This window comes from Lewinella cohaerens DSM 23179, from assembly GCF_000379805.1.
Taxonomy (GTDB): domain Bacteria; phylum Bacteroidota; class Bacteroidia; order Chitinophagales; family Saprospiraceae; genus Lewinella; species Lewinella cohaerens.
Genome location: NZ_KB903546.1, coordinates 27,000 through 40,212, shown reverse-complemented (window position 1 = coordinate 40,212; position 13,213 = coordinate 27,000). Strand labels below are relative to the sequence as shown.

Genomic DNA, 13,213 nt, shown 5'->3' with positions numbered 1-13,213 from the left:
GGTTATCTTAATACCTTTCTTAGCCAGTTTCCTTCCGTTTTATACAAGAGTAATAGAATAGCTAAAAATACGAAGCTATTCCCGATCAAGCGATATACCATTTGATCAGGGAGAAATGAGGTCATGATGATCGTCAGGCCCCAGCCGGCAATAGCCAGCAACAGGTAGTAGGCCATCCGTCCTAGTTTATAGTCTACTGGCCAAAGCTTGCGGGTGAGCCAATAGCCAGCGACCGTCATCGTAAAGAAGCAGGCCAAACTGGCCCACGCCGGGGCGTAAATCGTGATACTTGGTATAAAAATAATGTTGATTACAAGGGTAATGACCGTTCCAAAAAGTGCAATATATCCCGCCCAACGAGTTTGGTCCGTGAGCTTGTAACCAATAGAGAAGTTGTAGTATAACCCCAAGAAGAAATTAGCGACCAATAGAATGGGTAACACACCCAGTCCCTCACGGTAGTCTTCTCCTAGGAAAACCTGAATCAATTCCAGGTAAAACATAATACCTACAAACGCCAAGCTCCCCACTAAGGCGAAAGCCCGCGCGACATCAGCATAGATGGCCTTGTCTTGAGAAACGGCTGATTGCCGGAAGAAAAAGGGTTCCGCAGCGTAGTTAAAGGCTTGGACAAAGAGATTCATAAGTACAGCTAACTTAGCTGCTGCAGCATACATTCCCCCCATGTCGAGGTTAGCTTCAGTGGTGCCTGTTCCAAAATATTTCAATAGTGTTGTTCCTGCTAACTGATTGACGATTCCCGCGATAGCAGCAATAACTAATGGCAAAGCGTAGTTGAGCATTCTTCGCCACAAGTCTGTTGCAAAACGCCATGCTAAATGACGATATAAAGGGGCGAGCCATAAAATGCTTATTCCACTGGCGATTAAATTGGCCCAGAAAACGTAGGCAATACGATGCTCTGGATTGTAAATATCTGCGACAAAGGTGTAATCATGTGCTAATAGCCAGGGGCACCCTTCCAGGAAAAAGAAGACCAATAGGATATTGAGCGCGAGTGCACTAAGCTTAATCGCCGCAAAGCGCAAGGGGCGACTTTCCATCCGTAGCTTGGCGAAAGGGATAGCTGCCAAGGCATCAAATGCAATGATAAGGGTGAAAATGCGGACATAATCTTCACGCCCTGGGTATTTTAAAAAGGAAGCAATTTGTGGTGCTAAACAGAAAAGCAGTCCAGTAAGGGCTACGGTTGTACCAATAATGGTAAGGGAAGCCGTAGAGAAAACAGTATCCTGGTCATGGTTTTCATCTCCCAATTCTTGTTGTCCGCGGCTAGCAAACCGAAAGAAAGCGGTCTCCATCCGGTAAGTAAACAATACGAGTAATATCGCGATCCAGAAGTATAAGTCGGTCACAATACCGTATTCCCCCTTTTCAAATACCCTGGTAAAATAGGGGGTAAGGATGATCCAGTTGACCACTCGCCCGAGAATGCTGCTTAATCCGTAGATGGCTGTTTCGCCAGCCAGTTTTTTTAGTAATGCCATACGCCTCAAAGATAATGCTATTGCCAGCTTATGCGTTACTATAACTGATTTTCTGGTCTTAATGAAAAGAACTCACCAAATAGCACCTGACCAAATTCCTGTAAGCCAAATATGAACACATTCAAAATTTAACGCTAACTTCGCCGATCGGCCAATAACTACACATGCTATGATTAATATCCAACTACTCAAATCTATCTGTCAGGCCCCTGGAGCACCGGGTTTTGAACAACGTATTCGCGAACTCGTACTGAGGGAAGTAACCGATCTGGTAGATGAGGTTTCGGTAGATAATATGGGCAATGTTATTGCTGTTAAGCGTGGGCAATCCCGTAAAAAGGTAATGATTGCTGCTCACATGGATGAAATTGGCTTTATTGTTAATCATATCGACGAAGAAGGTTTCCTTCGTTTCCTACCATTAGGAGGGTTTGATCCCAAAACATTAACCTCGCAGCGTGTGATTGTTCATGGCCGCAAAGATGTCATTGGTGTGATGGGATCTAAGCCTATTCACTTGATGAAACCAGAAGAGCGCACCAAGCAAGTTCCATTGCAGGAATATTTCATCGACCTTGGGATGAGCAAGGAAGAAGTGCACAAACTTGTCAGACTTGGTGACCCTGTAACTCGTGAGCGTACACTGATAGAAATGGGTGATTGTGTTAACAGCAAATCTATAGACAATCGGGTTTCTGTTTTCATTTTGTTGGAAGCACTTCGAGCACTCAAAGACCAGAAGGTACCTTATGATATATATGGTGTCTTCACCGTGCAGGAAGAAGTAGGGTTGCGTGGCGCTATTTCGGCAGCTCACCTGATTGATCCTGATTTTGGTTTTGGTCTGGATGTAACGATTGCTTTCGATGTACCGGGGGCACAGGGGCACGAAAAAGTCACCCAGTTAGGTAAAGGGGCAGCCATCAAAGTACTTGACGGTACGGTTATCAGTGATTATAGGATGGTCAATTACCTCAAGAAGACTGCGACGCAAAATAATATTCCTTGGCAGGTAGAACTCCTTCCTGCGGGTGGAACTGATACTGCGGGTGTCCAGCGCTATGGCAAAAAAGGTGCAATTGCCGGAGCCATCTCCATTCCGCTGCGCAATATGCACCAGACCATTGAAATGGCCCACAAAGAGGATATTAAGCATTGTACTGAATTACTTACCCTCGCAATTAGCCGTCTTGATCAGTACAATTGGGACTTTTCTAATACCGATGATGATGGGAGTACGACCTCTAAGCAAGAAGAGGATTCCTTCTTTTAAAATGTTAGGGTGCACTAAGTTTCTTTAGTGTTAATATTTTCTAAAAAAAATATCTGCACACAAGTTATTGATAGTTAGCTGGTTGTAGAGATGTTTTTATTTTTTTGAATAAAAAAATAAAAACATGGGAACTAAAAGCCGGCCCACTTCGGTTAGTCTTGTCGTGTACGCACGGGAAAGCCCCGGCAGGAACGTGTTGCACACGTAACTTTAAAAATCTATTTTTATGGTTCTGATGGCTAACAACGACGTAAGACAAAGGGTCTTTGAGCGCGAGTTTCTTCCAGAGCTCGGCGCCTTGTACGGATTTGCCTTCCACCTCACATACGATGAGGCGGCAGCAGAGGATCTTGTGCAGGATACGATCGAGCGAGCCATCAAAGCCATCGATCAGTACCGGCAAGGTACCAACGCCAAGGCATGGTTATTTAAAATCATGCGTAATCATTTCATCAACGGCTACCGCAAAAAGTCGCGGCGCCCAAGCATGGTGGATTACGAAGATGTGGCTGCAATTATCCCAGATACGGATACGCAGAGCATACCTTCCTTGATGGATTGGAATGACGAGAGCCTCCTGGATATGGTAGGCGATGAACTCTCCGCAGCAATGTATCGATTATCTGAAGATTTTCGTACAGTGATTGTGTTGAGTGATCTGCAGGACTTCAAGTACGAAGAGATCGCAGAAATTCTCGAAGTTCCTATCGGAACAGTTCGTTCACGACTGTTTCGGGCTCGAAACTTGCTGGCTAAAGATTTGCAGGATTATGCCGCTGAAAACGGCTTTACTAATAATCGTAACCAAGATTCATAACCTTGCCTAGTGCAGGTTGAGCCTTACCTAAGAAGAACGTTTTCCTTTTACCCGCTTTTTCTATTGTCAACTTCCAAAATGATTACCCTTGCAGGTAAAAAGGAAGCGTTCTTCGTCGGGGAAACAACAAAGATCATGCTAACGAATTCGTTCTCAACGCAAAATTCAATTTACGCTGTCGTCCAACCATCCAGTTGGGCTACAGCGTTTTTTGTGTCTGATAATGATCGATCATGGCCCTGTTGTTTTTTAGGGATTCAACGGCATTGGCAAAGAAATTTTACAGCCATGAGAGATCAGAATTTTCAAGAACTGATGAGCAAGTTCGGCAATCGAAATTTGCTAGATGATGGCCCCGGTAGCGTCAGTGAAACCCAACCCTACAATACCGTTGGTGAAGCGAAACCCAGTATAGAAGAACAGTTAGATAGTCAGTTAGCCTTTAAGCAGTTTTTAAAACGTAGCCTTCCTAATATTAAACCCTCCTCCGAGTTCATTCAGTCGATTAAAGACCGCATCAAAATTATTGATGCCCCAGAGAACTCGCTCTAGTCATTAATTTTTGTTTTTTATTGTCAAACTATTGCCAGCCCGGTGATAGCAGGGACTATATTGTCCATTAGCTACTGGTTCTTGGTTGACGAGTAGTTGGCCAGTCAATAGCTATATCATTCCTCCTCTGACAGTTTTTGGGTTGTTTCTAAAGAACAATCCGAAAACTGTCAGAGGATTATATTTTTGACGTGTATTACTTTACTCCGCTTATCCTTTTTCTTTTTTTTGTCACTTCTACAAAGGGGCAGGAGCAGCTTCCGCTTGAATATCAATTACAAATAGCGCAGCAAGGACTCGATTGGTTTCCACCAGAAGAATCATACAAAGTGCTAAGAAACCCTTCCGTGGTTTTTCAGGAGTATGATTTTGCTGTGAATTTCAGGAAAGAGAAGTTGGAGATTCGATATCTTTTTGTTGCCGTTGAACCTGATAGCGATCAGGCTTTGATTCCTCATTTGAGTGCTTCTCGTATGGCTATGCATCTTGCTAGCAACGCAGAAGATAGCTACCTCGTTTCACATGAGGTGGATCTAGCTGTAATGGATACCGTTTATCATGCAGATTGGGTGCAAATTTATTTTTTTAAGCCTAAGCAGATTTTTAGTGCTTCCGAAAATTGTCAGATGCTTGCCTTTTATCGCGAAGATTTAGGCTTGTGCTATGCCTTTTTGCTCTTTGATGATCCCCCTGTGACCTTGCCTGAGCGAGCAAATTTGATGAGGTTTAGACCTCGGAAATTACCGAAGTAAGTCTTCTTTACCGGAACATATCTTCATCTAATAGATCGTCCTCTAGCGTCTGATGGTCCTTTTGGGCGTATTTGGGCATTTGCTGATAGGCAAGGTAAGCACAGATAGCACCGACAACTATGCCAATGAGATTGAGGGTTAATTCAGACAAGTCTTCAATACGTTGGCCCATCATATCAAAGGCTATTGCCATAACGATACCTGCTACAAATTGCGTAAGGAAATAAGCAGCAAAGCCAATAGTTCCCCAGAGAAATTTATTGAGACCTAGTTCTCCTGCTTTGTTCACAAAGGCTATAATTATTGCGATAATTACAATCATAATAATCGTGTTTGAGTTTTAAAAGGCCGTTAGTTAGGAAAATGATCTTACTGTTGCCCTTTCAGTGAAAGCACTAAAAAACCAACAAGGTACTTGATTGATAAATAAAATAAAAGGAAGCCAGTAAAACTTCCCTTTGGATTTCTTACTTTAGAAGACGATAAGGAGTAGTTCAGTAATAAATTTACATTCCTAAGGATACTCTTTCTAATTAATCTTCACAAAGGACTTTGTCCATACGTTAAGAAAAGTAAAAAAACTTGTTGAGCTACGCGCGGCGATCTATTTTTACACAAATTATCTACCTGCTTATGCATTTTCTACGCTTACTCTTGCTGGTTGGTCTAACCATCTTCGCCTCTGCGTGTGACACAGACACCCCTGCTACTAATGAAATCACGACCACGGCAACAGAGGAGCACCCTCCTCGGGCAACGGATACTTTTGATTTAGATGGGTTTACGGCAAGTTACGAAAACACAAATCGCCTGGATTGGCAGCGCCCTAACCTTATTATAGGCTTATTAGGCAAAGGTGACCTCTCTAATAAAGTAGTCGCAGATATTGGTACAGGAAATGGTTTTTTTGCGAAACGTATTACCCCACTTGCCGAAAAGGTTGTTGCATTGGATATTGATCAAACATTCCTGAACTATGTAGATAGTACCAGCATGATTGAATTGTCCGAGACAGAAAGAGCCCGCCTGGAAACCCGGCTAACGCCACCTGATTCACCGAATTTGTATACGCAAGAGGTAGATGCTGTTTTGATTGTAAACACGTTTATGTATATAAAAAACAAGCTGGANTATTTACAAAAGTTAAAGCCAAAGATCAAAGAAGGTGGCCGCCTGGTGATTGTAGATTTCAAGCGTAAGCGAACACCAATTGGGCCTCGGCCTTATGAACATCGTGCTCCTCTTTATGTGGTAGAAGATTTGCTTTATCAAGCTGGATACAAAAATATTCAGGCCATAGATACAGAATTGAACTATCAGTACATTTTGGTTGCAGACCTCTAGCTTGCTTTAGAAAGAATGACCGGGAAACAAACTTAGAATAAGTCTAAATAAACTCAGCTTAAAGCCAACCGAATCGCAGATCAGTTGTTACCTTTGTATTATTATTGTAAAGCAGAGTAACCATGGAAAATACCACCGCTGTTAAAAGTCCGGTGCTTTTGTATACAGAGCAGACTCCGAATCCTGAGTCATTAAAGTTTGTAACCAACCGGATGTTGTACCGGGGGACAGCCGATTTTCGGGAAGAAGATCTAGCTCGCGAATGGTCTCCCCTTGGGACTGCTTTGTTTGACCTTCCTTATGTAAAGGGGGTTTATATTTCTAATAATTTCGTTACCGTAACCAAGGAATTCAATTATGCTTGGGAGGATATTATGCTTAAACTCAAAGAGTTTATCAAGGCGTATGTCCAGGAGGATAAGTTGATCATCAAAGACGGATTTACGGAAGCAATGGATGCTATCGAAGCCGAGCGTGGTGCGAGTTATGATTACAGCGAAGATGACGCTGAGATTGTAGCTAAAATTAAAGAACTCATTGATACTTACGTAAAACCAGCTGTAGAAATGGATGGTGGTAATATCGAGTTTAAGCACTTCAAAGAAGGTATAGTAACGGTAATTTTGCAAGGCTCTTGTAGTGGCTGCCCAAGCTCTACGGTTACCCTCAAGTCTGGTATTGAAGGAATGCTAAAGCGGATGTTGCCTCAGGTAAAAGAGGTGGTGTCAGAAATGGGCTAGAAGCGTTACTTTCTGGCTTTTTCCAATTCTTTTTCCATTGCTGTCACCATTGATTTAGACAGTAATTCTCCGGTTCTTCGAAAGCTGTCCCAGTCTTCGGCGGAAGGTTCTATGTCTTGTTCCAACTGTTGATACAGTTTGTTAAACCAACCAAAATACCGCATAAAAGGCTCCTCATCTTCGAGGAGGATGTTGATGTCTGCGGGGTCGACATTCTGGTAAGAATTATCTTGAGCATATTGCCCCATAATTCTTAGCGTAGCCAACTCCACCTGTTGGGCTTTGCCGGGGCGTGTCAGGCGTTGATAGCGTTTACGGTCGGTGAAAAACGCCCCTGTTTTACTGGGCACGGTAGTCGCCAAAAATAGCGCTAAGGAAACTAGGCCACCCGAGAAAACAATGGTATTCCAAGGTGTCCCTAAAAGGGTAGAAAGATAAAGTAGGATGATTCCTCCGAATAAGGAAGTTAGCGGCCCTGCAATGATAACGCGGGCAAATTTCTCAGCATTGCCGGGGGCATTATTGACAGGTGTTGTGGCAGCTATCCCTCCATAGTGGCCAAGATTGGTGTTGAGGTACCATTTTATTTTTTCATCTTCTTGCTTTACCCCTAAAGGGCCAACAACAAATATTGCAAATCTAAATCCTTGTGTCAACCCTGTAAGTAGATGACCCAATTCATGGAGTCCTAGCATCAGGAGGGCCATAATAAAGATACCGGTGAATGTTACTATTTTCGCTGAAGTAGATGCTGGTTTTGGAAAATCAAAAGCAGGGATTTTTTCAATAAAATAGACAGAAAGAAATACGAGTAATACTAGAATAGTGAGCTCGATAAAGCTCTTAAGGCGTTTATTGTTTTTCATTAGAGCGACTATTTTGATTTAAAAATAAAGAAAATATTACTAATTGTATTATATTCGTCTAATCATAGGAATTGTTATTTATCAGCGGTTATTTCGAGTAAGGTCTTCCCTCAATCAGCGGTTATCACTCTTTCTTTCAGGAATTTATCCGACCTTGCTCTCAGACTTAATTACTACCAAGTATGTTGGTTAAAACTTTTGCCAGCGCCGTCGAAGGCGTTGATGCACGTACGATTACCGTTGAAGTAAATACAGGCGGCAATGCTGCTTTTGATGGCAAACAATTTTACCATTTAGTAGGCTTACCAGACAACGCTGTGCGAGAAGGCATGATGCGGATGGAACCCGCTTTGAAGAACAGTGGCTATGAGGTGATTCGCCTGCGCACCATTGTCAACCTCGCTCCTGCGGATATCCGCAAAGAAGGGGCCGCTTATGATCTTCCTATCGCTTTGGCTTATTTGGCTGGTTCACGGCAAATTTTAGCTGATGACCTGGACAAGTATGTCATCATGGGTGAGCTCTCGCTTGATGGAAGTTTACGTCCGATCAAAGGCGTATTGCCAATGGCTATTCAGGCACGTAAGGAGAAATTCAAAGGCCTCATCTTGCCCAAGGCCAATGCCCGGGAAGCTGCTATTGTGGATGGGATAAAAGTCTACGGCGTCAATAACCTGGCCGAAGCCGCGGCCTTTTTGGATGGCACCCTTGAACTGACGGCCACTTTCGTGGAAACACGCGATGAATTCGCGGCCAATGAAGGCAACTACGATGTAGACTTCTCTGATGTAAAAGGGCAAGAAAACATTAAACGTGCGCTGGAAATTTCTGCAGCTGGAGGCCACAATGTCATACTAATTGGCCCTCCTGGTGCGGGTAAAACCATGCTTGCGCGGCGTTTGCCTACTATCCTTCCTCCATTGGATTTGAGAGAAGCTTTGGAGACCACTAAAATTCATTCTGTTGCGGGTGTTCTTCCGGCGGGTTCGGCACTGGTGACCCAACGACCTTTTCGTTCGCCACACCATACGATCAGTGATGTCGCCTTGGTAGGTGGCGGTTCTAATCCTAGTCCGGGAGAGATTAGTTTAGCTCATAACGGCGTACTTTTTCTTGATGAGCTCCCCGAATTTAAACGAACCGTCCTCGAAGTGATGCGGCAACCGATGGAAGAACGCCGCGTGACCATCTCGCGAGCTCGGGTAACGGTGGATTACCCTGCCAGTTTTATGCTTGTAGCTTCGATGAACCCTTGTCCTTGTGGCTACTTTAATCATCCGGAAAAAGAGTGTGTTTGTGGGCCAGCTGTTGTGCAGCGTTATCTCAATAAAATCAGCGGGCCTTTGCTGGATAGAATAGATCTTCATGTAGAAGTTACGCCTGTATCTTATGATGAACTTTCCAGCAATGAGCGGCCTAGTGTGAAAAGCAAAGACATTCGTGAGCGTGTCATTTTGGCTAGGAAAGTGCAGACAGAACGCTATGCAGAATTGCCCAAAATTCATTCTAACGCGCACATGCCTAGCAGGATGGTAAGGGAGGTTTGCCAAATTAATCAGCCGGGCACGCTTTTAATTAAAAAAGCCATGGAGCGTCTACAGCTATCAGCGCGAGCTTATGATCGGATACTAAAAGTTGCCCGAACAATCGCAGATCTTGGTGGCAGTGCAGAAATAAAAATTGAACACCTGGCGGAGGCCATTCATTTTCGGAGTTTAGACCGAGAAGGGTGGATGGAGTGATAAGTGTTTATTGGTTCGATGTTTTGTTTGTTTGTTGGTATGAATGGTTTGCTACCTGGGCAAAAGACAAGCTTTTTAAAAACAACTTATCGTATCTTAGCCGAATGCAAATCATCTCCTACAACGTCAACGGAATTCGTGCTGCTGCACGGAAAGGCCTCGCTGAGTGGCTGTCTACAAATAATTTTGATATCGTCTGTCTGCAAGAGTCCAAGGCTTGGCCGGATCAGGTAGATATGAGCGAATTTGAAGCGCTTGGTTATCATCATCACTGGCACTCTGCGGAGAAAAAAGGCTATAGCGGTGTCGTTACCCTAAGTAAAGAAAAGCCCACGCTTGTGGTAGAAGGTTGTGGGTTGGAGAAATACGACAGAGAAGGGCGTATAATACGGACAGATTTTGGAGACTGGACCTTGCTTAATTGCTATTTCCCTTCGGGAACTACCGGTGATGTCCGTCAGGATTTCAAAATGGAATTCCTGGCAGATTTTCAAACCTGGGTGGAAGAACTTCGCAAGGAGCGTCCCCAATTAATAATTGTTGGCGATTATAATATAGCCAACCATCCAATCGATATTCACAACCCTGTTAGTAATAAGAAATCGTCGGGCTTTTTACCCGACGAACGGGCTTGGCTCTCTGCATGGTTTGAAAATGGATTTACAGACGCTTTTCGTTCTCTACATCCAGAAGATGTAGAATACAGTTGGTGGAGTTACCGAGCGAATGCGCGTGCTAATAATAAAGGTTGGCGAATTGATTACCAATCTGTCTCTGATAACCTTGCTGATAAAATAAAGGTAGCACACCACCTGTCAGATGTCGTACACAGTGATCATTGTCCTGTGTTTTTAGAAATTGATTTGTGATCTAGGAATATTTTAGAAGAAAAATAAGGGTACGAAGTGCTGCGGTGGGATGATTTTCATTAGTCCAGACTAGGTTTTTTTGGATTTAGGGATTTTAGGATTATTAAAACAGGACGAGTGAAAAAGGAAATTAATGACGATTTGACGTATAAGATTATTGGCTGTGCTATGAAAGTACATGCTGCACTCGGGAGTGGTTTTCAGGAGGTTATTTATCAGCGGGCACTAGCGATTGAAATGGGGAAGCAGAACTTGAATTTTGCTCGTGAAATGGAGATGAGTATATTTTATGATGACATTCAAATAGGAACACGAAGGGTTGACTTTTTCGTTGAGGATAGAGTTATGTTGGAATTGAAGGCCGTCATCAATTTGGAGGATGCTCACCTGTCTCAAGCAATGAATTACTGTGAAGCTTATAATTTACCCGTTGGTTTACTGATCAATTTTGGAAGCAGAAGTCTTCAATATAAGAGGGTGTATAATTTGAATCACCCCGAAAATAAAAAATCCAATAATCCTGAAATCCTGAGAATCCTAGTCCAGACTAGGATAATCGCTCCCTCAGTACCTCTGCTGCTGCCGATAGTACTTCTTCCGTTTTGGCGAAGCATATTCGTACCACCCTTTCGTCACTTTCGACAGAGCGGAAAGCAGAAACAGGGATGACAGCTACACCAATTTCGGTGGTGAGCCAGCTGGCAAACTCGAGGTCTGGAGCATCGGATATTTGTCTATAATCAAAAAGCTGAAAATAGGTACCTGCACAAGGTAGAGGCTGTAGAGGCAAACCCTCCAAACGCTGGAGTAAGAAGTCTCGTTTTTGTTGGTAGAAAGAACTCAGATTACCGTAAGTGTCAGGGTCTTTTAGGTAATCAGCCAGCGCGTATTGGACGGGGGTATTTACAGAGAAAACATTGAATTGATGGATTTTCCGGAATTCTTTCATCAGGTAATCCGGGGCTAAACAGTAGCCTACTTTCCACCCTGTAGAGTGGAAGGTTTTTCCAAAAGAATAGGTGGCAAATCCTCGTTCGAATAAAGCAGGGAAGTCGAGTAGGCTATAATGTCGTTGTCCATCATACACCAGTTGCTCATACACTTCGTCACTGAGTACGAAAATATCCGTGCCTGCTACTAATTGCTCTAGTTGTTCCCAGTCTTTTTTTTGCCAAATGGTGCCCGTAGGGTTATGCGGCGTATTGAGAATGATGAGCCGGGTACGGTCTGTCAAGAGTTTTGCAAAAGCCTCCCAGTCTATCTGATAGTCAGGATACGTTAATTGGTAAGCAACTACCTTTCCGCCAGATAATTCTACAACAGGGCGGTAACTATCGTAAGCAGGCTCGATAAGAATGACTTCATCTCCTGGGCGTACTACCGTTGTAATTGCACAAAAAATGGCTTGGGTAGCGCCAGAGGTAATGGTTATTTCTGTTTCAGGATTGATATCATTACCTGAACTTCGTTTATGCTTGTCTGTTATTACTTTTCTCAATTCCGGCAATCCGGGCATTGGGGCATACTGGTTATGGCCACTTTCCAAGTGTGAATTCACCAACCTGCGTAATTCAGCGGGTGGGTCGTAATTCGGGAAACCCTGTGATAGATTAATGGCCTTGTGTTCTCGGGCCAGTGCCGACATTACTGAAAAGATACTGGTGCCGGTATTCGGTAATTTGGATGCAAAGTTAGTGGTGGGCATAAAGTGGAATTGATAAGTTGAGGGACAAGCTCTAATTTCTACTTTCGACAAGATAAAAAATAAGTGCTCGCCATCGCTTATATTTAACAGCCTATAAATCTTAATACCGCTACTATGAGTTCAATGAATTTTCCGGAATCGGTTTCTTTAGGAAGCGTCGCTTTTGATGCGCATTCCAGTTTTATGACGGGGCCAGCATTGGCTCCTTCCCGAATATTGGAGTGTTTGTACAGTGATTCCAGCAATTACTGGACGGAACGTGGTTTTAATCCTCTTGAAGACAAGCGTTTTTCCAATGATGGGCCTTTGAGTTATTCTGATTACCTGGGTATTCAAAAAATAGCACAGCAAAGAATTCAGCAAGGCAAACGTTTGCTCACACTAGGAGGCGATCATTCTATCAGTTACCCTTTGATGAGAGCCCATCGGGAATTTTATCCTGATTTTGCAATTTTACAAATTGATGCGCATGGCGATTTGTATGATAATTTTATGGGGAACCCTCATTCACATGCTTGTCCATTTGCTCGAATTATGGAAGAAGGCCTCTGTGATCGCTTGGTTCAAGTAGGTATCAGGACGTTGAATCCACATCAACGGCAGCAAGCAGATAAATTTGGGGTTGAGCAGATCGAGATGAGGCACTTCGCTGAAAAAATAAAAGACCTACATTTTAACCGCCCACTTTACATAAGCCTGGATATGGACGGTATTGATCCTGCTTTTGCACCAGGCGTTTCTCATCATGAGCCTGGTGGGCTGAATGTTCGTGAGGTCCTTGATTTATTGCATAGTATCAATGTGCCCATTGTTGGCGCTGACATAGTAGAATACAATCCTCATCGTGATCCGGTAGGGATTACGGCTGCCTTAGCGGCTAAACTGGCGAAAGAAATATTGGAATTGATGCTAGAGAATTCGTAAAAAAGCTTTAAAAAGCGAAGGCTCTGCCAAAGCAGAGCCTTCCAAATAGATTCGCGTATTATGCATACATCTTGAAATGAGGCAAGCCTATTTGGTATCAATTTGCTGCTAAGACCTCATT

At 43.4% G+C, this 13,213-nt stretch carries 13 protein-coding genes and 1 pseudogene; 10 read left to right on the top strand and 4 right to left on the bottom strand.

The window, feature by feature from the left end; genetic code table 11:
• Nucleotides 1-2 precede the first annotated feature (2 nt).
• Complete coding sequence (locus A3EU_RS30570; protein ID WP_020536984.1) at nucleotides 3-1,508, bottom strand: lipopolysaccharide biosynthesis protein; 1,506 nt, start codon at nucleotides 1,506-1,508, stop codon at nucleotides 3-5.
• A gap of 169 nt (nucleotides 1,509-1,677) precedes the next feature.
• Here A3EU_RS30570 and A3EU_RS0114905 point away from each other — a divergent pair, with 169 nt between their 5' ends.
• The 4 genes from A3EU_RS0114905 to A3EU_RS0114890 all read left to right on the top strand — a co-directional run bounded on the left by A3EU_RS0114905 (nucleotide 1,678) and on the right by A3EU_RS0114890 (nucleotide 4,902).
• Entirely contained in the window at nucleotides 1,678-2,781 is a 1,104-nt protein-coding gene (locus A3EU_RS0114905) for a M42 family metallopeptidase (protein WP_020536983.1), read from the top strand.
• 226 nt (nucleotides 2,782-3,007) lie between these two features.
• Complete coding sequence (locus tag A3EU_RS0114900; RefSeq protein WP_020536982.1) at nucleotides 3,008-3,598, top strand: sigma-70 family RNA polymerase sigma factor; 591 nt, start codon at nucleotides 3,008-3,010, stop codon at nucleotides 3,596-3,598.
• 288 nt (nucleotides 3,599-3,886) lie between these two features.
• Complete coding sequence (locus A3EU_RS0114895; RefSeq protein ID WP_020536981.1) at nucleotides 3,887-4,150, top strand: hypothetical protein; 264 nt, start codon at nucleotides 3,887-3,889, stop codon at nucleotides 4,148-4,150.
• Between the two features lie 191 nt (nucleotides 4,151-4,341).
• Nucleotides 4,342-4,902 (top strand): hypothetical protein, encoded by a 561-nt coding sequence (locus tag A3EU_RS0114890; protein ID WP_020536980.1) that lies wholly within the window; start codon nucleotides 4,342-4,344, stop codon nucleotides 4,900-4,902.
• A 7-nt stretch (nucleotides 4,903-4,909) separates the two neighbouring features.
• Here the strand turns inward: A3EU_RS0114890 and A3EU_RS0114885 are convergent, their stop codons facing one another.
• Nucleotides 4,910-5,224, bottom strand: coding sequence for a hypothetical protein (locus tag A3EU_RS0114885; protein WP_020536979.1), 315 nt, complete (start codon nucleotides 5,222-5,224; stop codon nucleotides 4,910-4,912).
• Nucleotides 5,225-5,535: 311 nt separating this feature from the next.
• Here A3EU_RS0114885 and A3EU_RS32875 point away from each other — a divergent pair, with 311 nt between their 5' ends.
• Nucleotides 5,536-6,246, top strand: a complete 711-nt coding sequence (locus A3EU_RS32875) for a class I SAM-dependent methyltransferase (protein WP_052331309.1) — start codon at nucleotides 5,536-5,538, stop codon at nucleotides 6,244-6,246.
• Nucleotides 6,247-6,368: 122 nt separating this feature from the next.
• The gene (locus tag A3EU_RS0114875) at nucleotides 6,369-6,986 is read left to right on the top strand and encodes a NifU family protein (protein ID WP_020536977.1); all 618 of its coding nucleotides are present in this window, start codon (nucleotides 6,369-6,371) and stop codon (nucleotides 6,984-6,986) included.
• 5 nt (nucleotides 6,987-6,991) lie between these two features.
• Here A3EU_RS0114875 and A3EU_RS0114870 read toward each other — a convergent pair whose 3' ends face one another.
• The gene (locus A3EU_RS0114870) at nucleotides 6,992-7,852 is read right to left on the bottom strand and encodes a site-2 protease family protein (protein ID WP_020536976.1); all 861 of its coding nucleotides are present in this window, start codon (nucleotides 7,850-7,852) and stop codon (nucleotides 6,992-6,994) included.
• A gap of 182 nt (nucleotides 7,853-8,034) precedes the next feature.
• Here A3EU_RS0114870 and A3EU_RS0114865 point away from each other — a divergent pair, with 182 nt between their 5' ends.
• The 3 genes and pseudogenes from A3EU_RS0114865 to A3EU_RS35030 all read left to right on the top strand — a co-directional run.
• Complete coding sequence (locus tag A3EU_RS0114865; protein ID WP_020536975.1) at nucleotides 8,035-9,594, top strand: YifB family Mg chelatase-like AAA ATPase; 1,560 nt, start codon at nucleotides 8,035-8,037, stop codon at nucleotides 9,592-9,594.
• Between the two features lie 104 nt (nucleotides 9,595-9,698).
• The gene (locus A3EU_RS0114860) at nucleotides 9,699-10,463 is read left to right on the top strand and encodes an exodeoxyribonuclease III (protein ID WP_020536974.1); all 765 of its coding nucleotides are present in this window, start codon (nucleotides 9,699-9,701) and stop codon (nucleotides 10,461-10,463) included.
• Between the two features lie 129 nt (nucleotides 10,464-10,592).
• Nucleotides 10,593-10,958: pseudogene (locus A3EU_RS35030) on the top strand (GxxExxY protein); the annotation flags it as partial.
• A 52-nt stretch (nucleotides 10,959-11,010) separates the two neighbouring features.
• On the opposite strand, the gene A3EU_RS0114855 reads toward A3EU_RS35030, so the two are convergent.
• Complete coding sequence (locus A3EU_RS0114855) at nucleotides 11,011-12,168, bottom strand: methionine aminotransferase (RefSeq protein WP_020536973.1); 1,158 nt, start codon at nucleotides 12,166-12,168, stop codon at nucleotides 11,011-11,013.
• A 114-nt stretch (nucleotides 12,169-12,282) separates the two neighbouring features.
• On the opposite strand from A3EU_RS0114855, the gene speB reads away from it, so the two are divergent.
• Nucleotides 12,283-13,092: an agmatinase gene (gene speB, locus A3EU_RS0114850; protein WP_044085988.1), complete on the top strand. Its 810-nt coding sequence runs from the start codon at nucleotides 12,283-12,285 to the stop codon at nucleotides 13,090-13,092.
• Nucleotides 13,093-13,213 lie beyond the last annotated feature (121 nt).

Bases quoted from the DNA above. Each gene is read 5' to 3' on its own strand.
- speB (WP_044085988.1), top strand. From the start codon at position 12,283: ATGAGTTCAATGAATTTTCCGGAATCGGTTTCTTTAGGAAGCGTCGCT.
- A3EU_RS0114885 (WP_020536979.1), bottom strand. From the start codon at position 5,224: ATGATTGTAATTATCGCAATAATTATAGCCTTTGTGAACAAAGCAGGA.
- A3EU_RS0114900 (WP_020536982.1), top strand. From the start codon at position 3,008: ATGGTTCTGATGGCTAACAACGACGTAAGACAAAGGGTCTTTGAGCGC.
- A3EU_RS0114905 (WP_020536983.1), top strand. From the start codon at position 1,678: ATGATTAATATCCAACTACTCAAATCTATCTGTCAGGCCCCTGGAGCA.
- A3EU_RS30570 (WP_020536984.1), bottom strand. From the start codon at position 1,508: ATGGCATTACTAAAAAAACTGGCTGGCGAAACAGCCATCTACGGATTA.
- A3EU_RS0114870 (WP_020536976.1), bottom strand. From the start codon at position 7,852: ATGAAAAACAATAAACGCCTTAAGAGCTTTATCGAGCTCACTATTCTA.
- A3EU_RS0114860 (WP_020536974.1), top strand. From the start codon at position 9,699: ATGCAAATCATCTCCTACAACGTCAACGGAATTCGTGCTGCTGCACGG.
- A3EU_RS0114895 (WP_020536981.1), top strand. From the start codon at position 3,887: ATGAGAGATCAGAATTTTCAAGAACTGATGAGCAAGTTCGGCAATCGA.
- A3EU_RS0114855 (WP_020536973.1), bottom strand. From the start codon at position 12,168: ATGCCCACCACTAACTTTGCATCCAAATTACCGAATACCGGCACCAGT.
- A3EU_RS0114875 (WP_020536977.1), top strand. From the start codon at position 6,369: ATGGAAAATACCACCGCTGTTAAAAGTCCGGTGCTTTTGTATACAGAG.
- A3EU_RS0114865 (WP_020536975.1), top strand. From the start codon at position 8,035: ATGTTGGTTAAAACTTTTGCCAGCGCCGTCGAAGGCGTTGATGCACGT.